The sequence below is a fragment of the Streptomyces sp. NPDC050433 genome (genome assembly GCF_044458565.1).
GTDB lineage: Bacteria > Actinomycetota > Actinomycetes > Streptomycetales > Streptomycetaceae > Streptomyces.
Window position 1 is genome coordinate 12,563 of record NZ_JBITIB010000026.1, and the last position, 20,089, is coordinate 32,651.

A 20,089-nucleotide genomic window follows, 5' to 3' on the forward strand; every position below is an offset into this window, starting at 1 on the left:
AGGATCAAGCGCGTGGAACTGACTCTGCTCGGCACCGGAGCCCCCGACGGACTCCCGCGCCCTCACTGCCCCTGCGCCGCGTGCGCCACCGCCCGCGGACCCCTCGCGCGTGCGGCGACCGCGCTGCTCGTGGACGGCGCGGTGCTGCTCGACCTCACGCCGGGTGCGGCGCTCGCCGCCGCGCGGGCCGGGCACTCGCTGAACGGCGTACGGCAGGTGCTGCTCACGCACCCGCACGACGGCCCGGCCGTCGAGCTGCCCGCCGGACTGCCGACCGCCGGACGGGTCGCGGACGGACGGCTGTTGACGCTGATCAGCGGGCACCGGGTGCGGGCCGTACCGATGGACTCCCCCGGTACGGGGTACGAGGTGACGGCCCCCGGCGGCGAGCGGCTGCTGTATCTCCCGCCGGGCGGCGCCCCTGCGGGGCTCCCGGCGGACAACGGTGGCGGGACGGGCGGCGGGACCCGCTCCGCGCGGGACACCGGGCCCGCCCCGTACGACATGCTGCTCGCCGATGTGATCGGCCGGCCCGACGCCCTGGCCCGGCTGCGCGCCGCCGGTTCGGTGGGCCCGACCACCGACGTCATCGCCGTCCATATCGGCCACGAGGTGCCGCCGGGCGCCGAGTTGGACCGCAGACTGGCGGCGGCGGGCGCGCGGGCCGTGCCGGACGGGACGACGCTGGTGGTGGGCGAGTACCACGCCGTACCCGATCTGCCGCGCCGCACGCTGGTGACGGGCGGCGCGCGCTCCGGCAAGTCCCTGGAGGCCGAGCGGCGGCTGGCCGCGTTTCCCGGCGTGCTGTACGTCGCGACCGGTGGGGCCCGCGACGGCGACCCGGAGTGGCGGGCCAGGGTCGCGGCGCACCGGGACCGCAGGCCGGGTTCCTGGCGGACGGCCGAGACCTGTGACCTGGTGCCGCTGCTGGCCGGTGAGGGCCCGCCGGTGCTGATCGACTGCCTGTCGCTGTGGCTGACGGACGCGATGGACCGGGTGGGCGCCTGGGACGACGCGACGTGGGACGCGGGACCGCGACCGGCCAGGGCGACGCTGGGCGCGCGGACGGGCGAGCTGGTCGGCGCCGTGCGCGCGACGCGGCGCACGGTGGTCCTGGTGACCAACGAGGTCGGTTCGGGCGTCGTACCCGCGACGGCGTCGGGCAGGCGCTTCAGGGACGAGCTGGGGCGGCTGAACGCGGCCGTGGCCGCCGAGTGCGAACACGTCCTGCTGGTCGTCGCCGGGCAGGCCCTGACGCTGCGCGGCTGACGGCGGGCGGGCCGGTACGAGTGGCCGCGCTGCCGGTACTGTTCGGCGAATGAGCTCGCTGAATCTCGACGACTTCTCCGATCTGATCGAGCGCCCCGACGGTGGTCTGCGGCGTGACGCCGAGGAACGCCGCGAACGGCTGATCGTGCCGCAGGGCGCCCTGGGCCGGCTCGACGAACTGGCCGAGTGGCTGTCGGCCGCCCAGGCGACCGTGCCCGTCACCGCGATCGAGCAGCCGCGCGTGGTGCTCTTCGCCGGTGACCACGGTGTCGCCTCGCTGAACGTCTCCGCGCGCCCTGCCGGCGGCGCGCATCAGCTGGTCCGCGCGGTGCTGGAGGGCGAGAGCCCCGTGGCCGTGCTGGCGCGCCGCGCGGGAGTGCCCGTACGGATCGTGGACGCCGGACTGGACTGCGATCCGGAGCTGCTTCCTACGGAGGTCGTACGCCACCGGGTGCGGCGCGGCAGCGGGCGTATCGACGTCGAGGACGCGCTGACGATCGAGGAGGCCGAGCAGGCCGTACGGCTCGGCATGGCGATCGCCGACGAGGAGGCCGACTCCGGCACGGATCTGGTCGTCCTCGGCGATCTGAGTGTCGGCGGTACGACGCCGGCCGCCGCCCTGATCGCGGCGCTGTGCGGCACGGACGCGTCCGTGGTCACCGGGCGCGGCGGCGCGGGGATCGACGACCTGGCGTGGATGCGCAAGTGCGCGGCGATCAGGGACGCGCTGCGCAGGGCGCGGCCGGTGCTCGGTGACCAGCTGGAGCTGCTGGCGACGGTGGGCGGGGCGGATCTGGCGGCGACGACCGGGTTCCTGCTGCAGAGCGCGGTGCGGCGGATGCCGGTGATTCTGGACGGCGTCGTCTCGGCGGCGTGCGCGCTGGTCGGCCAGCGGGCGGCGTTCCGGGCCCCGGACTGGTGGCTCGCGGGCCAGGTGAGCGGGGAGCCGGGGCAGGGCAAGGCGCTGGACCGGATGGCGATCAATCCGCTGCTCGACCACGGGGTGGTCGTCGGCGAGGGGACGGGCGCGCTGCTGGCGCTCCCGATGGTGCAGGCCGCGGCGGCGCTGGCGGCGGAACTGCCGGAACGGCCGCAGACGCCGGAGCCCGCGGAGGCGGATGCGGAGGCGGAGAGCGCGGGCGTCGAGGACATCACGTAGCCCGGTGACGGCCCGCGTTCACCGGGCCCCACGGGAACGGGTGGCGGGGCCGGTGATTGCTGGGCTCGCCGATCATCATTTTCCGACCGGAAGGCCACGGTGGACAGGGAAGCTCTGCTGACGCTGCTGCGCGACAGCCTGCCCGCGACATACCGGCAGGTTCGACTGGAACTCACCGGACCCGGACCGGACCTCGCAGCGGACGGGGGCGTCACCGTGCGGCTGTGCCTGCACAACGACGGCACCGGCGAGTACGGAGAGCAGACGGTCCAACTGGTCCCGTCAGGACAGGACCCGGAGCGTGCCGACTCGTACGTCCAGGCGTGGGCGCGGTCGCTGCCGTCCCTGCTCGCCTGTGTCGTCGACCGGTCGGGCGGGCGATCCCTGACACCCGGCGTACTGGAGTTCCCTCAACTGGTGCTCGGACAGAGCCGGAAGCAGACCGCGTCGCAGCTGACCGAACAGTTCACGGATCCCCGCGCGGTGCGGGCCCTGGCCGCGGCGGCGGACGCCGCCAACGCCGCGGAGTGGATACGGGACGTGTGCCGGGACGTGCGGATGGACAAACATGCGGACGCGCTGGTCGGGTTGCGCCGCACCGGGATCGATCTGATCCCCGCTCCGGCGGGGTCGGTCACCGGACGCACCCGCCTGGGCGGCCTTCCCGACGCGGCGTCCGACGCGGCCTGGCCGTGCCGCGGAGATCGGCCGATGACCTTTCTGGCCCAGATCGATCTCGCCGAGATCAGCCCGTTCGACGATGACCGGTTGCTGCCTTCCGACGGCTTGCTGCACATCTTCGCCGACCTCTCCAGTGGCATCGCGTGGGACGACACCGCGCATGGACCAGGGGTGCTGATCATGACCGGCCGGACACCGGATACCCGCGCACTCGGCATCGTCTCTGCTCCGGCGGGAGCACAGGTGTTCCCGCGGCGTCCCGTCGTACCCGCGGTGGACCTGTCGCTGCCGCCGCTGGAAAGCCCCTTCTACCGCGACCTCACCGACCTGGACCTCACCGGCTGTGACCCCGCCGATCCGGATGAGGAGTTCGCGGCGTTCATCGAGTTCCTCAACGAGTTCCATCCCCCGCTGGCCGACGAGGACCGGCCGCGGCACCACCTGCTCGGCTACGCCGATCCCCTGCAGGGCGATCCCTGGGAGGAGTGCGCGACCGCGGAGCCCGGCGTGCCGCCCGCGCGATGGCAACTGCTGGCACAGATCGACTCCGAACCGGACGCCCTGCTCGGCGACAGCGGCGTGATCTACATCTTCGTGCCGTGCGACGCGCTGAGCACCGGCGACTTCGCCAAGGCTCGTGGCGTACGGCAGATGTACTGACGGCATGCGGTCAGGCTCGGCGGCGGGGCCAGCGGCGATCCCCAGAACGCCGGCGGGAGGCGACTCAGTGCGGCGGTCCGGGAGTCGCCGCGCGCTTCAGCTCGTCGTCCGGGGCGCCGCCGATCCAGTCCTGGACCCGGCGGCGCGGCGCGGACCAGCGGCGGTCGCGGTGGTACGCGCGCAGCGTCATCCGGGCGCGCGCCCGGTGGCGGCGCCGGTAGAACCGGCGGGCCCAGACCGAACCCGGTCGCGCCAGCCGCAGCGCGCCGACGATCGCCACCGGGGGCACCAGCACACCCACGAGCGCCATCGGCAGCTTCCCCTTGAGCAGCGTCACGAGGACGAAGAGAAAGCTGATGCCGAGGCTCACCAACAGCGAGGTGCGGTCGCGCCGTTCCTCCGGCGAGAGCGAGTCCACGCCGAGCGGCGAGAAGCCGCTCAGCACGAGCAGCGCCAGCGCGGCGGCCAGGACCACGACCTCCACACTCTGCCGGCCCTGCTCGGTCCAGTACACGTCGTCCAGATGCAGGATCAGCGCGAACTCGTCGAGGACGAGCCCGGCGCCCATCCCGAAGATCACCGCCCACACCGCTGCCCCGACGCCTTGTCTGCCGCTGCCGACCGCGCCGAAGCCGCCGATCACCATGAGAATCACGCCGGGCACCACGTGGTGGATGTGCGTCCCGCCCGATCCGATGTTCCGGAACGGCCCCTTTCCCGCGCGGATCAGCCGGGTGATCATCCGCGTGATCGCGAAGGTCAGTACGAAGGAGACCAGCACGAGCAGCATGGGGACCTTGCCCGGCTCGACGAAGTTCTGGTGGAACCAGGAACCCATGCCACCCGCCTCCGCTTTGACTCTTTTATTCGCTTATGGGCAACTTACCGGCTGTACGCCGGTCCGAGCGTCCACCGCCTCCCGGCTACTGTTCGCGCGATGAGCGCCCCACGTTCGACGCCCGCGACAGCCGACGGCATACGGTTCGCCTTCGGCACGCTCACCGCGCTCCCGGTCCGGGTGCACCGCTGGGACCGCGACGCCGCCCGTGCCGGAATGCGGGCGGCACCCCTGGCCGGCCTCGCCGTCGGCCTGTGCGCCGCCGCCGTGGGCGGCCTGCTCCTGCTGGCGGGTTCGGGGCCGCTGCTCGCCGCCGTGGTCACCACCGCCGTCCCCGCCGCGCTCACCCGCGCACTGCATCTCGACGGTCTGGCCGACACCGCCGACGGACTCGGCAGCGCGAAACCGGCCGAGGACGCGCTGCGGATCATGAAGCGGTCGGACATCGGGCCGTTCGGCGTGATCACCCTGCTGCTCGTCCTGCTGGCGCAGGTGGCCGCGCTGACGGAGCTGTACGACGAGGGCTGGGCGTACGGCGCCGTCGCCGCCGCCGTCGCGGCCGTCACCGCGCGGCTCGCGCTCACACTGGCCGCGCGCACGGGCGTGCCGCCGGCGCGGCCCGAGGGGCTGGGCGCCACCGTCGCGGGCTCCGTCCCCGCGCGGGCGGCGGCGCTCACGGCGCTGCTGGTGACGGCGGCGGTCGCGGCGGCGTGCGGCGCCCTGTTCGGGCCGTACGGCGCCCTGCACCACGCGCTGTCCCTCGCGGCCGGTCTCGGCGCCGCGCAGTTGCTGCTCGCGCACTGCGTGCGCCGCTTCGGCGGCGTCACCGGGGACGTCTTCGGCGCCCTCGCGGAGACGGCGGCGACGGCCACCCTCGTGCTCCTGACGCTGGGTTGACGGCCCGTCATCCGCCGCCCCGGCGCGGGGCATACCGGCCGACATACCCGCCGACATACCGAGATGCCCGAAGTAAGTCCTCCGCTGTGAACGGAGATGAACACCGCGCGTAGGCTCGTTCCAGGTGCTCCGCGGGCCGAATTACGATGCGGTGGGCACGGCCGGCCCTGCGAAAGACCGGCTTCCGCCGAAGAACCTTCTATGGAAGCGAGATTTCACCACCGTGACTGCTCTCACTCTCAGTACCGCCGGCGCGGCCACCCTGCGCGCCGACGCGATCGTCGTCGGTGTCGCCAAGGGGGCCAAGGGCCCCTCCGTCGCATCCGGCGCCGAGGCCGTGGACAAGGCCTACGACGGCAAGCTCGCCTCCGTCCTGGAGTCCCTCGGCGCCACGGGTGCCGAGGGCGAGGCGACCAAGCTGCCCGCGCCGTCCGGCCTCAAGGCCCCGATCGTCATCGCGGTCGGCCTCGGCACGACCCCGGAGAAGGACGAGGCGTACGGCGCCGAGACCCTCCGCCGGGCCGCGGGCGTCGCCGCCCGCACCCTCTCCGGCGCCAAGAAGGCCGCGTTCGCGCTCCCCGTCGAGGGGGCCGAGGACGTCGCGGCCGTCGCGGAGGGCGCGCTGCTCGGCGCGTACGCCTTCACCGCGTACCGCGGCACCGAGAAGACCGCCAAGTCGGCCAAGTCCGGCGCGAGTGACAAGGGCGACGGCGGTGTGAAGCAGCCGCTCGGCGAGGTCACGCTGCTCGGCGCGAAGCCGCGCGACAAGGCGCACAAGGCGGCGGTCGAGCGCGCGATCTCGCTGACCGAGGAGATCAACCGCGCCCGCGACCTGATCAACACCCCGCCGAACGACCTGTACCCGGAGACCTTCGCCGCCATCGCCACCGCGGCCGGCAAGGAGCACGGCGTCAAGGTCCAGGTCACCGACGAGAAGGCGCTCGTCAAGGGCGGCTACGGCGGTCTCCTCGGCGTCGGCCAGGGCTCGGAGCACGGCCCGCGCCTCGTACGCCTGGAGTACACGCACGCCAAGGCGAAGAAGACGATCGCCCTGGTCGGCAAGGGCATCACCTACGACTCGGGCGGCATCTCGCTCAAGCCGCCGGGCCACAACGAGACGATGAAGTGCGACATGAGCGGCGCCGCGGCCGTTCTCGCCGCCGTCGTGTCCGCCGCCCGCCTCGGTCTCCAGGTCAATGTGACCGGCTGGCTGGCGCTCGCCGAGAACATGCCGTCGGGCACCGCGACGCGCCCCGGCGACGTGCTGCGCATGTACAGCGGCAAGACCGTCGAGGTCCTGAACACCGACGCCGAGGGCCGGCTCGTCCTCGCGGACGCGATCACCCGCGCCTCCGAGGAGAAGCCCGACGCGATCGTGGACGTGGCGACTCTGACCGGTGCCATGGTCGTGGCGCTGGGCAGCCGGACCTTCGGCATCATGTCGAACGACGAGGCGTTCCGTACGTCCGTGCACGAGATCGCCGAGGCCGTCGGCGAGGCGTCCTGGCCGATGCCGCTCCCGACCGAGCTGCGCAAGGGCATGGACTCCCCCACCGCCGACATCGCCAACATGGGTGAGCGCATGGGCGGCGGCCTGGTCGCCGGACTGTTCCTCAAGGAGTTCGTCGGCGAGGGCATCACCTGGGCGCACCTCGACATCGCCGGCCCCGCCTACCACGAAGGCGCGCCGTACGGCTACACGCCCAAGGGCGGCACGGGCTCCTCGATCCGTACGCTGGTCAAGCTCGCCGAGCGCACCGCCGCGGGCGACCTGGGCTGACCGAAGCGACGGCGGCCCCTCGGCCGCCCGCGGGAATGTGTGGCCCGCCCCGTGGGTTCCGGTTGAGTAGTACCGGGGCTCGCGGGGCGGGCCGTTCCGTACGCGTGCGTCCCACGGGTACGACGTGTGTACGGCGCGTGTACGGGCATCCGCAGGAGCATCCGTACGACTCGGTAACCCCTGATCGCGGCCGCCCGGCCGTCTCAGAACCCCGGCCCCGCGTCCCGCCGCCCTCCGACAAATGCAAAGATGGGTTCTCGGCAGGACAGGGCCCCCACCACAGGGCCGACGAAACAGCGGCCGAACACCAGCCGCCGCCCGGTCATCGACCGCGCCCGGCGCACATGCATGGAGGACGTGACGTGGCGAACGACGCCAGCACCGTTTTCGACCTAGTGATCCTCGGCGGCGGTAGCGGCGGTTATGCCGCGGCGCTGCGCGGAGCGCAGCTGGGCCTGGACGTCGCCCTGATCGAGAAGAACAAGCTCGGCGGCACCTGCCTGCACAACGGCTGCATCCCCACGAAGGCCCTGCTGCACGCGGGCGAGATCGCCGATCAGGCGCGCGAGTCCGAGCAGTTCGGTGTCAAGGCCACCTTCGAGGGCATCGACATCGCCGGGGTCCACAAGTACAAGGACGAGGTCGTCTCCGGCCTCTACAAGGGCCTTCAGGGCCTGGTCGCCTCCCGCAAGGTGACCTACATCGAGGGCGAGGGGCGGCTGTCGTCCCCGACCTCCGTCGACGTCGACGGCCGCCGCGTGCAGGGCCGTCATGTCCTGCTCGCCACCGGCTCCGTACCGAAGTCGCTGCCCGGTCTGACCATCGACGGCCAGCGGATCATCTCCTCGGACCACGCGCTGAAGCTGGACCGCGTCCCGGAGACGGCGATCGTCCTGGGCGGCGGCGTCATCGGCGTCGAGTTCGCCTCGGCGTGGAAGTCCTTCGGCACGGACGTCACCGTCATCGAGGGCCTCAAGCACCTCGTACCGGTCGAGGACGAGAACAGCTCCAAGCTCCTGGAGCGCGCCTTCCGCAAGCGCGGCATCAAGTTCAACCTCGGCACCTTCTTCGACAAGGCCGAGTACACGCAGGACGGTGTGCGCGTCACGCTGGCCGACGGCAAGACCTTCGACGCGGAGGTGCTGCTGGTCGCGATCGGCCGCGGCCCCGTCTCGCAGGGCCTCGGCTACGAGGAGCAGGGCGTCGCGATGGACCGCGGCTTCGTCCTCGTCGACGAGTACATGCGCACCAACGTGGAGACGATCTCGGCCGTCGGTGACCTCGTCCCGACGCTCCAGCTCGCGCACGTCGGCTTCGCCGAGGGCATCCTCGTCGCGGAGCGGCTGGCCGGTCTGAAGACCGTCCCCGTCGACTACGACGGTGTGCCCCGAGTCACGTACTGCCACCCCGAGGTCGCGTCCGTCGGTATCACCGAGGCCAAGGCCAAGGAGATCTACGGTGCGGACAAGGTCGTCGCTCTGAAGTACAACCTGGCGGGCAACGGCAAGAGCAAGATCCTGAAGACCGCGGGCGAGATCAAGCTCGTCCAGGTCAAGGACGGCGCCGTGGTCGGCGTCCACATGGTCGGTGACCGTATGGGCGAGCAGGTCGGCGAAGCGCAGCTGATCTACAACTGGGAGGCTCTGCCGGCGGAGGTCGCGCAGCTCATCCACGCGCACCCGACGCAGAACGAAGCCCTCGGCGAGGCCCACCTGGCCCTGGCCGGCAAGCCCCTGCACGCCCACGACTGATGCGTCGGTCCGGACGCGACGACCACTACCGCACTTCCCCACGCCCGGCGCCCGCCGCCGGCTGGGGAGATCCCACCGTTAGGAGCAACTGAAACCATGGCGGTTTCCGTAACCCTGCCGGCGCTCGGTGAGAGCGTCACCGAGGGCACTGTCACGCGCTGGCTGAAGGCCGAGGGCGAGCGCGTCGAGGCCGACGAGCCGCTGCTCGAAGTCTCCACCGACAAGGTCGACACGGAGATCCCGGCGCCCGCCGCCGGTGTCCTGGCGTCGATCAAGGTCGCCGAGGACGAGACGGTCGAGGTCGGCGCCGAGCTGGCCGTGATCGACGACGGTTCCGGCGGAGCCGCCGCCGCCGCGGCGCCGCAGGCCGCGGCTCCGGTCGAGGCCGCGCCGGAGCCCGCTCCGGCGCCCGCCCCCGTACAGGAGGCACCGGCGGCTCCGGCGCCGGCGCCCGCGCCGGCCGCCCAGGCGCCGGCCGGCGGCGGCTCCGCGGCGGGCACCGACGTCACCCTCCCCGCGCTCGGCGAGAGCGTCACCGAGGGCACCGTCACCCGCTGGCTCAAGGAGGTCGGCGACGCTGTCGAGGCCGACGAGCCGCTGCTGGAGGTCTCGACGGACAAGGTCGACACCGAGATTCCCGCCCCGGTCGCCGGTGTGCTGCTGGAGATCGTGGTCGGCGAGGACGAGACCGCAGAGGTCGGCGCGAAGCTGGCCGTGATCGGCGCCGAGGGTGCCGCTCCGGCGGCTGCTCCGGCACCGGCTCCGGCCGCGCCGAAGGCGGAGGCTCCCGCGCCGGCTCCGGCGCCCGCACCCGCCCCTGCGCCCGCGCCCGTGCCGGCCCCCGTCGCTCCTGCCGCGGCGCCCGCTCCGGCCGCTCCGGCTCCGGCCCCGACGGCGCCCGCCGCTCCCGTCGCCGCCCCGGCTCCCGCCGCCGCTTCCGGCGACGAGGGCGCGTACGTGACACCGCTCGTACGCAAGCTCGCCGCCGAGAACGGCGTCGACCTGGCCTCGGTCAGGGGCACCGGCGTCGGTGGCCGTATCCGTAAGCAGGACGTCGTCGCCGCCGCGGAGGCCGCCAAGGCCGCCGCCCAGGCTCCGGCTCCCGCCGCCCCGGCCCCCGCCGCGTCGAAGGCCCCCAAGCTGGAGGTCTCCCCGCTGCGTGGCCAGACGGTCAAGATGCCGCGCATGCGCAAGGTCATCGGTGACAACCTGATGAAGGCGCTGCACGGCCAGGCGCAGTTGACGTCGGTCATCGAGGTCGACATCACGAAGCTGATGAAGCTGCGCGCGCAGGCCAAGGACTCCTTCGCCGCCCGCGAGGGCGTGAAGCTGTCCCCGATGCCGTTCTTCGTCAAGGCCGCGGCCCAGGCGCTGAAGGCCTACCCGGTCGTCAACGCCCGTATCAACGAGGCCGAGGGCACCATCACGTACTACGACTCGGAGAACATCGGCATCGCCGTGGACTCCGAGAAGGGTCTGATGACGCCGGTCATCAAGGGCGCGGGCGACCTGAACCTCGCCGGCATCGCGAAGAAGACCGCCGAGCTGGCCGGCAAGGTCCGCGGCAGCAAGATCACGCCGGACGAGCTGTCCGGTGCGACCTTCGCCATCAGCAACACCGGTTCGCGCGGCGCCCTGTTCGACACGATCATCGTGCCCCCGAACCAGGTCGCCATCCTGGGCATCGGCGCGACCGTCCGCCGTCCGGTGGTCATCAACCACCCGGACCTCGGCGAGACGATCGCGATCCGCGACATGGTCCACGTCGTGCTCTCCTACGACCACCGCCTGGTGGACGGCGCGGACGCCGCCCGCTACCTGACGGCGGTCAAGGGAATCCTGGAGGCGGGCGAGTTCGAGGTCGAGCTGGGCCTGTAGTCCCCACCCGGCAGTACGTCAGGACGGCGCCCCCGCCCGGAGAGATCCGGCGGGGGCGCCGCCGTATCCGCGAACGCGCGGACACGGCCCCGGGGAACGGTTGCGTAAAACGCCTTCCTTCCCTCGGTCATCACCCACCTGGGACCCGCCGCTGGAGGGGTAACCTCGGCCACGGTCACCCGAAGGAGCCCCGTCATGACCCCGCCCGTCATCCACTCGCTGCGCGAGCAGATCCGCGAGCACATCGTGGAGGGCATCGTCAGCGGACGCTGGAAGCCGGGTGAGCGGATCGTCGAGCGGCGGATCGCGACCGAGCTGGCCGTCAGCCAGACGCCCGTACGCGAGGCGCTGCGCGAGCTGGAGTCGCTGCGGCTGATCGAGTCCGCGCCGAACAAGGGCGTACGCGTACGGAATCTGACCGCCGCGGACCTTGAGGAGAGCTACCCGGTGCGGGCCGGTCTGGAGCAGATCGCCGCCGAGCTGGCCGCCGAGCGGCTGGCGGTCGACACCTCCGCCCTGGAGCCGCATGTGACGGCGCTGTACGAGGCCGACCGGCGGGCGGACGGGACGGCGCAGGTGCGGCACACCGTCGACTTCCACCGCGAGCTGGTGCGCGCGGCCGGGAACGGGGTCCTGCTGCACACCTGGGAGGGGCTCGGCATCGAGGTGTTCACGGCGCTGTCGATCCGATGGCTCGGCACGGTCCAGAAGTCGTACGCCGAGGAGCATCAGGAACTGGTCGAGGCCTTCCGCCGCCGCGATCCCCGTATCGGCTCACTGGTGAAGGACCACGTGCTCGGATGTGCACCACGCGCCTGAGCCGCCGCCCGTTTCCCACCACTTTGCGGCGTCACCGCGTGCCCCGGCGACCGGCACTGAATGCCAATTTCTTCAGATCATGAAATTTTGCCGTCAACTCTTTGATCGATCATCGATCAGCGATTTACAGTCGTCATCGGGCTGCACCCAGCCCTTCGCCCTGTCCTGCCAGACAAGGCCTCTCTCGACCCACCTCCTGTCCGGAAGGCGGCGACCATGCCCAACCCCGTAGGCAAGCTTCCGAGCGAGCTCGACCAGCTCCCGGACCGCGACGCCGAGGAAACCGCCGAATGGGCGGCCTCTCTCGACGCCGTCACCGAGCATGCGGGCCCGCACCGTGCGGCGTATCTGATGCGGCGCACGCTCCAGCACGCCGAGAGCGCCGGGGTCCCCGTGCCCGCTCTGCTGGAGACGGACTATCTCAACACCATCCCGACCGCCGCCGAGCCCGCCTTCGACGGCGACGAGGCGATGGAGTCCCGGATCGCCGGCTGGAACCGCTGGAACGCCGCCGCCATGGTCACCCGTGGCTCGCGGCTCGGCGTCGGCGGCCATATCGCCACCTTCGCCTCCGCCGCCTGGCTCTACGAGACGGGCTTCAACCACTTCTTCCGCGGCAAGGAGTCCAAGGACTCTCCCGGCTCCGGCGACCAGCTGTACATACAGGGCCACGCCTCCCCCGGCATCTACGCCCGCGCGTTCCTCGACGGCCGGCTCACCGAGGAGCACCTCGACAACTTCCGCCAGGAGGCCGGCGGCAAGGGCCTCCCCTCCTACCCGCACCCCCGGCGGCTGCCCTGGCTGTGGGAGTTCCCCACCGTCTCCATGGGCCTCGGCCCGCTCTCCGCGATCTACCAGGCGCGCTTCAACCGCTACCTGACCAACCGCGGGATCAAGGACACCTCCGCCTCCCACGTATGGGCGTTCCTCGGCGACGGCGAGATGGACGAGCCCGAGTCGACGGCGGCACTCGCCCTCGCGGCCCGCGAGGGACTCGACAACCTCACCTTCGTCATCAACTGCAACCTCCAGCGCCTCGACGGCCCCGTCCGCGCCAACTTCAAGATCGTGCAGGAGCTGGAGTCGCAGTTCCGCGGCGCGGGCTGGAACGTCGTGAAGTCGCTGTGGGGCTCCGCCTGGGACGAGCTGTTCGCGCTCGACACCACGGGCGCCCTCGTAAGGAGGCTGCGCGCGGTGCCGGACGCGCAGTTCCAGACGTACGCGACGCGCGACGTGGCGTACATCCGTGAGCACTTCTTCGGCGCCGAGCCCGCGCTCGTGGAGCTGGCGAAGCTGCTGACCGACGCGAAGATCGCCGAGTGCTTCCACACCTCGCGCGGCGGTCACGAGGCCCGCAAGGTGTACGCGGCCTACCGCGCCGCGCTCGCCCACCAGGGCGCGCCGACCGTGGTCCTCGCCCAGACGGTGAAGGGCTACACGCTCGGCACCGGCTTCGAGTCGCGCAACGCCAACCACCAGATGAAGAAGCTCTCCGGCGAGCAGTTCCGCACCATGCGGGACCTGCTGGAACTTCCCATCCCGGACTCGAAGCTGACCGAGGAGCTGGTGCCGTACGGCCACCCCGGCGCCGACTCCCCCGAAGTCCGCTATCTCCAGGAGCGGCGTGCGGAACTCGGCGGGCCCGCCCCGGCCCGCCGAGTGCATGCCGTCGCGCTGCCCGAGCCGTCCGAGAAGGCGTTCCAGTCCGTCTACAAGGGCTCCGGCAAGCAGTCGGTCGCCACGACCATGGCGTTCGTCCGGCTGGTGAAGGACCTGATGCGGGACAAGGAGACCGGCAGGCGCTGGGTCCCGATCGTCCCGGACGAGGCGCGTACGTTCGGTATGGAGGCGCTGTTCCCGTCGGCCGGCATCTACTCGCCGCTGGGCCAGACGTACGACCCCGTCGACCGCGACCAGATCATGTACTACAAGGAGGCCAAGGACGGCCAGATCCTCAACGAGGGGATCACCGAGGCCGGTTCGATGGCCGACTTCATCGCCGCCGCCACGTCGTACGCGACGCACGGCGAGACGATGATCCCGTTCTACATCTTCTACTCGATGTTCGGCTGGCAGCGCACGGGCGACCAGATGTGGCAGCTCGCCGACCAGCTCGGCAAGGGCTTCATCGTCGGCGCGACGGCCGGCCGTACGACCCTGACCGGCGAGGGCCTCCAGCACGCGGACGGCCACTCGCACCTGCTCGCGGCGACGAATCCGGCCTCGCTGAACTACGACCCGGCGTTCGCGTACGAGGTCGCGGTCATCGTCAAGGACGGGCTGCGGCGGATGTACGGCCAGGCCGCCCCAGGCGAGGACTCGGACGTCTTCTACTACCTCACCGTCTACAACGAGCCGATGCCCCAGCCAGCCATGCCCGAGGGCGTGGAGGAGGGCATTGTCAAGGGCCTGTACCGCTTCAAGGAGGGCGTGCCCGCCAAGGCGGACTCGCCGCGGCTCCAGCTGCTCGCCTCCGGCACGGCCATCCACTGGGTCCTGGAGGCCCAGGAACTGCTCGCCGCCGAGTGGGGTGTCACGGCCGACGTCTGGTCGGCCACGTCCTGGGGCGAGCTGCGCAGGGACGCTCTGGAGTGCGACGAGGCGCTGCTGCGCGGCGAGCAGCGCACGCCGTACGTGACGCGCGCCCTGGAGGGGGCGCCGGGGCCGGTGCTGGCGGTCAGCGACTGGATGCGCCAGGTGCCCGACCAGATCAGCCAGTGGGTCGAGCAGGACTACTCCTCGCTCGGTACGGACGGCTTCGGCCTCTCCGACACCCGTGAGGCGGCCCGCCGGCACTTCGGTGTCGACGCCCGGTCGATCACGGTCGCGGCGCTGGCACAGCTCGCGCGGCGCGGCGAGGTGCCCGCGTCGGCGGTGAAGGAGGCGCGGGAGCGCTACGGCCTGTGACCCGTCCTCTGTAAGGAAGCGGCTTCGGCCGGCCCTCGTGGTCGGCCGGAGCCGCTTCCTCATGAGGTGACGTCCACGGCATGCTTGACCCTGACACCGTGTGAAGCGGTGCAGTGGAGGACGTCATGTTCACCATCGGAGACTTCGCCAGGCACGGACGTGTGTCGGCCCGCATGCTGCGTCACTACGACGCGATCGGGCTGCTGCGTCCCGCCCACACGGACCCGTTCAGCGGCTACCGCTACTACACGGCGGCCCAGCTCGCCCAGCTCAACCGGGTCATCGCCCTCAAGGATCTCGGCTTCACGCTCCAGCAGGTGCGGGAGATCCTGGAGGACCGGGTGAACGCGGACGAGCTGCGCGGGATGCTCACGCTGCGCCGGGCGGAGCTGGAAGCGGCGATGGCGGCGACCGCCGCCACGCTGGCCCAGGTCGAGGCGAGGCTCCGGTCGATCGAGAGCGAGGGGCACATGCCCACCGAAGATGTCGTCGTCAAGCACATTCCAGCGGTGCGGGTGGCCGAACTGACCGCCGTGGCCGCCAGTTACGAACCCCAGGACATCGGCCCGGTGATCAGTCCTCTGTACGAGGAGCTGTTCCGGCGCCTGGAGTCGGCCGGGGTGGCTCCGACGGGGCCCGGTATCGCCCGCTACGAGGACGCCCCCGAGGGAAACGGCGCGGTCGTCGTCCACGCGGGAGTGGTGGTCGCCGCCGACCCGGCGCCGGGCCACGACTTCGAGATCCTGGACCTGCCTCCCGTTGAGCGGGCCGCGACGATCGTGCACCGGGGATCGATGGAGACGATCATGCCGACCGCCCAGATCCTGGCCCGCTGGATCGACACGGGCGGGCACCGCTCGGCGGGTTACGCGCGCGAGGTCAACCTCGAATGCCCGGCGGACAAGGACAAGTGGGTGACCGAGCTCCAGGAGCCGCTGGTGTAGCTCTTGCGCCCGGCCCACGGCGGCGCGCGTGGACAATGGGGCCATGCGCGCTACCCGGCTGATCAAGATGGTGCTGCTCCTCCAGGCGCGGCCCGCCATGACCGGGGCCGAGCTGGCACAGGAGCTGGAGGTGTCCGAGCGCACCGTCACCCGCGACGCACTCGCCCTCTCCGAGGCCGGAGTGCCCGTCTACGCGGACCGGGGGCGCTCCGGTGGCTACCGGCTCGTCGGCGGCTACCGCACGCGGCTCACGGGCCTGGCACGGGGCGAGGCGGAGGCCCTGTTCCTCTCCGGGCTGCCGAACGCGCTCCGCGAGATGGGCCTCCAGGACGCGGCGTCCGCCGCCCGGCTGAAGGTGTCGGCGGCCCTGCTCCCCTCCCTGAGGGGAGCGCCGGACTCGGCGGCACAGCGCTTCCACCTCGACGCGCCCGGCTGGTTCAACGAGCCGGAGACGCCCGAGCTGCTGCCGGCCGTCGCCGAGGCCGTGTGGGACGACCGCACCGTCGTCGCGCGCTACCGGCGCCAGGACGCCGAGGTGGAGCGGGAGTTGGCACCGTACGGACTCGTGCTCAAGGCGGGCGTCTGGTACCTCTGCGCCCGCGTCGACGTGTCCTTCCGGGTCTACCGGATCGACCGCTTCACGGAGGTCACGCTCTCCGGCGAACGATTCGAACGGGACGAGACCTTCGACCTCCCCGCGTTCTGGGACGAGCGGGCGGCGCAGTTCGCGCGCTCGATCCTCCGTACGGAGGTGGTGCTCCGGCTCTCCCCCGACGGCCTGCGCAGGCTGCCGTACACGACCGACCGGGCCTCGGTACGGGAGGCGACCGAAGCGGCGGACCCGCCGGACGACGACGGCTGGACAACGCTCACGCTCCCCGTCGAGTCGCCCGACGTGGCGTTCGCCCAGCTTTTCGCCCTCGGGCCGGAGCTGGAGGTGCTGGAGCCGGCGGAGCTGCGCGCCCGCTTCGCCGACTCCGCCGACCGTACGGCGCGCCTCTACCGGTAGCCGTCCATGGGGACCTCCGTGGCGGGCGCCGCCGCCTCGGCCGCCAGGTACCCCCACATGTCCGGCCGGCTGCCGTCCACGTCCGTGACGCCGTACTCCTTCGCCAGCTGCCCGCTGGAGAGCGACTGCCCCGCCCAGCGCTCCCGCTCGGGGTCCGCGACGAGCGCGGCGACTCCCCGGCCCACGTACACCGGCGTCTCCGAGAGCGCGAAGTGCCGGTGGATCTTGATTCCCTCCCGCCAGTTCTCCTCGGTGATGCCGAAGCCGTCGAGCATCTCCTCGGAGCGCAGGAAGCCGGGGGTGACCGCGACCGCCGTGCCGCCGACCCTCTTCAGCTCGTCGGCCAGCAGATAGGCCATCCGGATCGGGGCGTTCTTGGCGAGGTCGTAGTAGAGGTTCTCGCGCGGTGTCCTGTTGGACTCGGCGGTGCCGTCGGTGACCTCCACGACCAGGCCGCCCGGCCGCCGTACGAGCAGGGGCAGCGCGACACTGCTGGTGATGAGATGGGTCCTCACCCCGAGGTCGAGCATCCGCAGCCCGCGCTCCAGCTCGATCTCCCACACGGGGGTGTCGAAGTCGAGGAACTTGTTCCCGCCCCACACGTCGTTCACCAGCACATCCAGCCGGCCCTGCTCGCGATCGATCCGCTCCACCAGCGCCCGTACCCGCTCGACCTGAAGGTGGTCGGTCGGTACGGCGATGCCCTCGCCGCCCGCGCGGGTGACCAGCTCGGCGGTCTCCTCGATGGTCTCCGTGTGGCGGCCCACCTCGCTGGCCTTCTCACGCGTGGTGCGCCCCGTGACGTACACCGTCGCCCCGGCGGCGCCCAGCTCCACGGCGATCGCCCGGCCGGCGCCTCGGGTGGCCCCCGCCACCAGTGCGATCTTGTCCGTCAGCAGCTTGTCGTGGTTGTCGGTCATCTGTCTGCTTCCTGTCTGTCGGTCTCACAGCCGACCGTTCCACGGAAAGGAGACATCTTCTGTCCGGCATACGCGGAACTCCCCCGCTTTCCGCGCTCCGCGTGCGCGGCCCCCCGCCAAGCACGATGCTGTATCCGTGACCGACGAGACGGAGTTCTGGGAGATCATCGACGCCACGCGCGAGGCCGCCGGCGGCGACCCCGACGAGCACGCCGATCTCCTCGTGGAGCGGCTGCTCCAGCTGGACCCCGACTCGGTCCTGGACTTCGGCCGGCACTTCGAGACCCGCTACAACCGCGCGTACGAATGGGACCTGTGGGCGGCTGCCACGATCCTGCTCGGCGGCGCGAGCGACGACGCGTTCGACTACTTCCGCTGCTGGCTCATCGGCCAGGGCCGGGAGGTCTTCGAGGGAGCGGTGCACGACCCGGACAGCCTCGCGGAGCTGATCGGCGAGTTCGACGAGGAGATCGACGGCGACGGCGAGGACCTGGGGTACGCGGCCGACGAGGCGTACGAACAGCTCACCGGCTCCGTCGCGCCCGACCTGGGGGTCGCCCCGCAGGCCCCGGAGCCCGAGGGCACGCCGGTCGACTTCGAGGACGCACAGGCACTGGCCGACCGGCTCCCCCGGCTCTGGGAGCGGTTCGGCGTCGACTGACCGCGCGCCCCCGTCAGACATCCAGCGAACGGCCCATGAGCACGTCGTCGACGTACCGCCGGTCCAGGAAGAACTCCCCTGGCAGCACCCCCTCCACCACGAAGCCCTCCGACTCGTACAGCGAGCGCGCCGGCTTGTTGTGCCCGAGCACCCGCAGCGTCATCCGCACCGCGCCCTCGGCCCGCGCCCTCTCCATCGCCGCGCGCAGCAGCCTCCGCGCCACGCCCCGGCCGCGCGCCCACTCGTGCACGGCGAGCCCCTGGATCTGCCGGACGTGCGCGTTGCAGGCGAGCGGGGTGGGCGGCACCAACCGGATGTAGCCGGCGATCCGGGCGTCGGCCTCGGCGACCAGATAGTCCTGCGGCCGGTGACGCGCGTCGAAGAACGGTTCGAACGGCGGCTCCTGCCTGGGCGTCACCGCGTGGAGGGACGACCAGGTGTCGTGGTCGAGGCGGCTGAGGGCGTCGTCGTCAGACGGGAGAGCCGCGCGTATGAGTGGTTCCGGCATGGCAGCAACTGTCCCATGCGGGTGGGTAACGGCAGGATGGGAGTCATGAGGATCGCGATCACCGGCTCCAACGGGCTCATCGGCACGGCGCTCAGGCGCTCCCTGCGAGCGGACGGGCACGAGGTGGTCCGCCTGGTCCGGCGTCCCTCCCGCGCGGGCGACGAGGTCGAGTGGGACCCCTCCCGCCGGTACGTGGACGTGAGCGGGCTGTACGGCTGCGAGGCCGTGGTCCATCTCGCGGGCGCGGGGGTCGCGGACCACCGATGGACCGACGCGTACAAGCAGGAGATCAAGAACAGCCGCGTCCTCGGTACGGCGGCCATCGCCGAGGCCGTCGCGTCCCTGGACACCCCGCCCGGCGTCCTGGTGTGCGGAACGGCCATCGGCTTCTACGGCGACACGGGCGACCGCCCGGTGGACGAGTCCGCGCCGCCCGGCGAGGGGTTCCTGCCCTCGGTGTGCGTCGAGTGGGAGGACGCGGCGGCTGCCGCGTCGGACGCGGGCGTACGGACGGTGCTCGCCCGCACGGGGCTCGTCGTGGCCCGCGAAGGCGGCGCGTGGGGGCGGCTGTTCCCCATCTTCCGCGCGGGGCTGGGCGGCCGGCTCGGCGACGGGCGGCAGTACTGGAGCTTCATCTCCCTGCACGACCACGTGGCGGCGCTCCGGCACTTGATCGACACGGAGTCCCTGTCGGGCCCGGTGAATCTCACCGCCCCCGAGCCGGTGACGAACCGCGAGGTCACGGCGGCGATGGGCCGTGTGCTGCACCGCCCGACGGTCCTCGCGGTGCCGTCCGTGGCGCTGAAGGTGGCGCTGGGCGAGTTCTCGCAGGACGTACTGAGCAGCCAACGGGTACGGCCGAGGCGGCTGCTGGAGTCGGGGTTCACGTTCGCGTTCCCAAAGATCGACGAATCGATTGTCTCGGCGTTGCGCGTGTAGCGCGGGTTGCGGGGGTTGCGGGGTTGCGTGGTGGGCCGGGTTGGTATCAGCCGGCCCCGGTGCCGACGGGTCCGTCCTCAATCGCCGGACGGGCTGGGTGGTTGCGGTGGTGGCCGGGTGCCGCTCCGGGGTCATGCCCGGACGGCATGATTTACGGCGCGTGCCCCGTTCGTTGGCCCCGAGAGAACCGGCATTCCCACGCGCCACAAATCAGCCTGAGTGTCCGACCACGACCCCTGCGCGCCCCCCTTCAGCCCGCAGGACGGGGAACGGCGCCCGGCCGCCCACCCGACTGGTGAGGTCCCGCGCGGCCGTTTCCCTGCGCGGGGCAACCCGGCAGTAGGCCACCGGACCGGCCGCCCACGCGGCTTGAACAGCGTCACGTGGCGGCGTGAGGGGGGCGGGGTCGTAGGAGGGGTGTGTCCGGACACTCAGGCTGATTTGTGGCGCGTGAAGAAGAAGGCCTCAG

Annotated in this window: 16 protein-coding genes; 13 read left to right on the forward strand and 3 right to left on the reverse strand. The window is 72.0% G+C overall.

Features of this window, described 5'->3' with window-relative positions:
- Nucleotides 1–12 precede the first annotated feature (12 nt).
- The 3 genes from ACIBLA_RS27760 (at nt 13) to ACIBLA_RS27770 (ending at nt 3,769) form a co-directional block, all read left to right on the forward strand.
- Nucleotides 13–1,269 (forward strand): bifunctional adenosylcobinamide kinase/adenosylcobinamide-phosphate guanylyltransferase, encoded by a 1,257-nt coding sequence (locus tag ACIBLA_RS27760; protein WP_399200202.1) that lies wholly within the window; start codon nt 13–15, stop codon nt 1,267–1,269.
- A 58-nt stretch (nt 1,270–1,327) separates the two neighbouring features.
- Nucleotides 1,328–2,428, forward strand: a complete 1,101-nt coding sequence (gene cobT, locus ACIBLA_RS27765) for a nicotinate-nucleotide--dimethylbenzimidazole phosphoribosyltransferase (protein WP_399200265.1) — start codon at nt 1,328–1,330, stop codon at nt 2,426–2,428.
- 99 nt (nt 2,429–2,527) lie between these two features.
- Complete coding sequence (locus tag ACIBLA_RS27770) at nt 2,528–3,769, forward strand: DUF1963 domain-containing protein (protein WP_399200203.1); 1,242 nt, start codon at nt 2,528–2,530, stop codon at nt 3,767–3,769.
- A gap of 64 nt (nt 3,770–3,833) precedes the next feature.
- On the opposite strand, the gene ACIBLA_RS27775 is transcribed toward ACIBLA_RS27770, so the two are convergent.
- Nucleotides 3,834–4,607, reverse strand: coding sequence for a hypothetical protein (locus ACIBLA_RS27775; RefSeq protein ID WP_399200204.1), 774 nt, complete (start codon nt 4,605–4,607; stop codon nt 3,834–3,836).
- A gap of 99 nt (nt 4,608–4,706) precedes the next feature.
- Here ACIBLA_RS27775 and ACIBLA_RS27780 point away from each other — a divergent pair, with 99 nt between their 5' ends.
- The 8 genes from ACIBLA_RS27780 (at nt 4,707) to ACIBLA_RS27815 (ending at nt 16,592) form a co-directional block, all read left to right on the forward strand.
- Nucleotides 4,707–5,504, forward strand: a complete 798-nt coding sequence (locus ACIBLA_RS27780; protein ID WP_399200205.1) for an adenosylcobinamide-GDP ribazoletransferase — start codon at nt 4,707–4,709, stop codon at nt 5,502–5,504.
- Nucleotides 5,505–5,727: 223 nt separating this feature from the next.
- Nucleotides 5,728–7,284 (forward strand): leucyl aminopeptidase, encoded by a 1,557-nt coding sequence (locus tag ACIBLA_RS27785; protein WP_399200206.1) that lies wholly within the window; start codon nt 5,728–5,730, stop codon nt 7,282–7,284.
- Nucleotides 7,285–7,646: 362 nt separating this feature from the next.
- On the forward strand, nt 7,647–9,035 hold the full coding sequence (gene lpdA / locus ACIBLA_RS27790) for a dihydrolipoyl dehydrogenase (protein ID WP_363246776.1): 1,389 nt from the start codon (nt 7,647–7,649) through the stop codon (nt 9,033–9,035).
- 96 nt (nt 9,036–9,131) lie between these two features.
- Complete coding sequence (sucB, locus tag ACIBLA_RS27795; RefSeq protein WP_399200207.1) at nt 9,132–10,913, forward strand: 2-oxoglutarate dehydrogenase, E2 component, dihydrolipoamide succinyltransferase; 1,782 nt, start codon at nt 9,132–9,134, stop codon at nt 10,911–10,913.
- A 195-nt stretch (nt 10,914–11,108) separates the two neighbouring features.
- On the forward strand, nt 11,109–11,732 hold the full coding sequence (locus tag ACIBLA_RS27800; protein WP_399200208.1) for a GntR family transcriptional regulator: 624 nt from the start codon (nt 11,109–11,111) through the stop codon (nt 11,730–11,732).
- 216 nt (nt 11,733–11,948) lie between these two features.
- Nucleotides 11,949–14,639 (forward strand): pyruvate dehydrogenase (acetyl-transferring), homodimeric type, encoded by a 2,691-nt coding sequence (aceE, locus tag ACIBLA_RS27805; RefSeq protein WP_399200209.1) that lies wholly within the window; start codon nt 11,949–11,951, stop codon nt 14,637–14,639.
- Between the two features lie 125 nt (nt 14,640–14,764).
- Nucleotides 14,765–15,583: a MerR family transcriptional regulator gene (locus ACIBLA_RS27810; RefSeq protein ID WP_399200210.1), complete on the forward strand. Its 819-nt coding sequence runs from the start codon at nt 14,765–14,767 to the stop codon at nt 15,581–15,583.
- A gap of 43 nt (nt 15,584–15,626) precedes the next feature.
- Complete coding sequence (locus ACIBLA_RS27815; protein ID WP_399200211.1) at nt 15,627–16,592, forward strand: helix-turn-helix transcriptional regulator; 966 nt, start codon at nt 15,627–15,629, stop codon at nt 16,590–16,592.
- Here ACIBLA_RS27815 and ACIBLA_RS27820 read toward each other — a convergent pair.
- Entirely contained in the window at nt 16,583–17,512 is a 930-nt protein-coding gene (locus ACIBLA_RS27820) for an SDR family oxidoreductase (RefSeq protein WP_399200212.1), read from the reverse strand. The genes ACIBLA_RS27815 and ACIBLA_RS27820 overlap by 10 nt on opposite strands.
- A 136-nt stretch (nt 17,513–17,648) precedes the next feature.
- On the opposite strand from ACIBLA_RS27820, the gene ACIBLA_RS27825 reads away from it, so the two are divergent.
- Entirely contained in the window at nt 17,649–18,173 is a 525-nt protein-coding gene (locus tag ACIBLA_RS27825) for a DUF4240 domain-containing protein (protein ID WP_363246784.1), read from the forward strand.
- A gap of 13 nt (nt 18,174–18,186) precedes the next feature.
- Here ACIBLA_RS27825 and ACIBLA_RS27830 read toward each other — a convergent pair whose 3' ends face one another.
- Nucleotides 18,187–18,681: a GNAT family N-acetyltransferase gene (locus tag ACIBLA_RS27830; protein ID WP_399200213.1), complete on the reverse strand. Its 495-nt coding sequence runs from the start codon at nt 18,679–18,681 to the stop codon at nt 18,187–18,189.
- A gap of 36 nt (nt 18,682–18,717) precedes the next feature.
- Between ACIBLA_RS27830 and ACIBLA_RS27835 the strand changes: the two genes are divergently transcribed.
- Nucleotides 18,718–19,620, forward strand: a complete 903-nt coding sequence (locus ACIBLA_RS27835) for a TIGR01777 family oxidoreductase (RefSeq protein WP_399200266.1) — start codon at nt 18,718–18,720, stop codon at nt 19,618–19,620.
- The last annotated feature ends 469 nt before the right edge of the window (nt 19,621–20,089 follow it).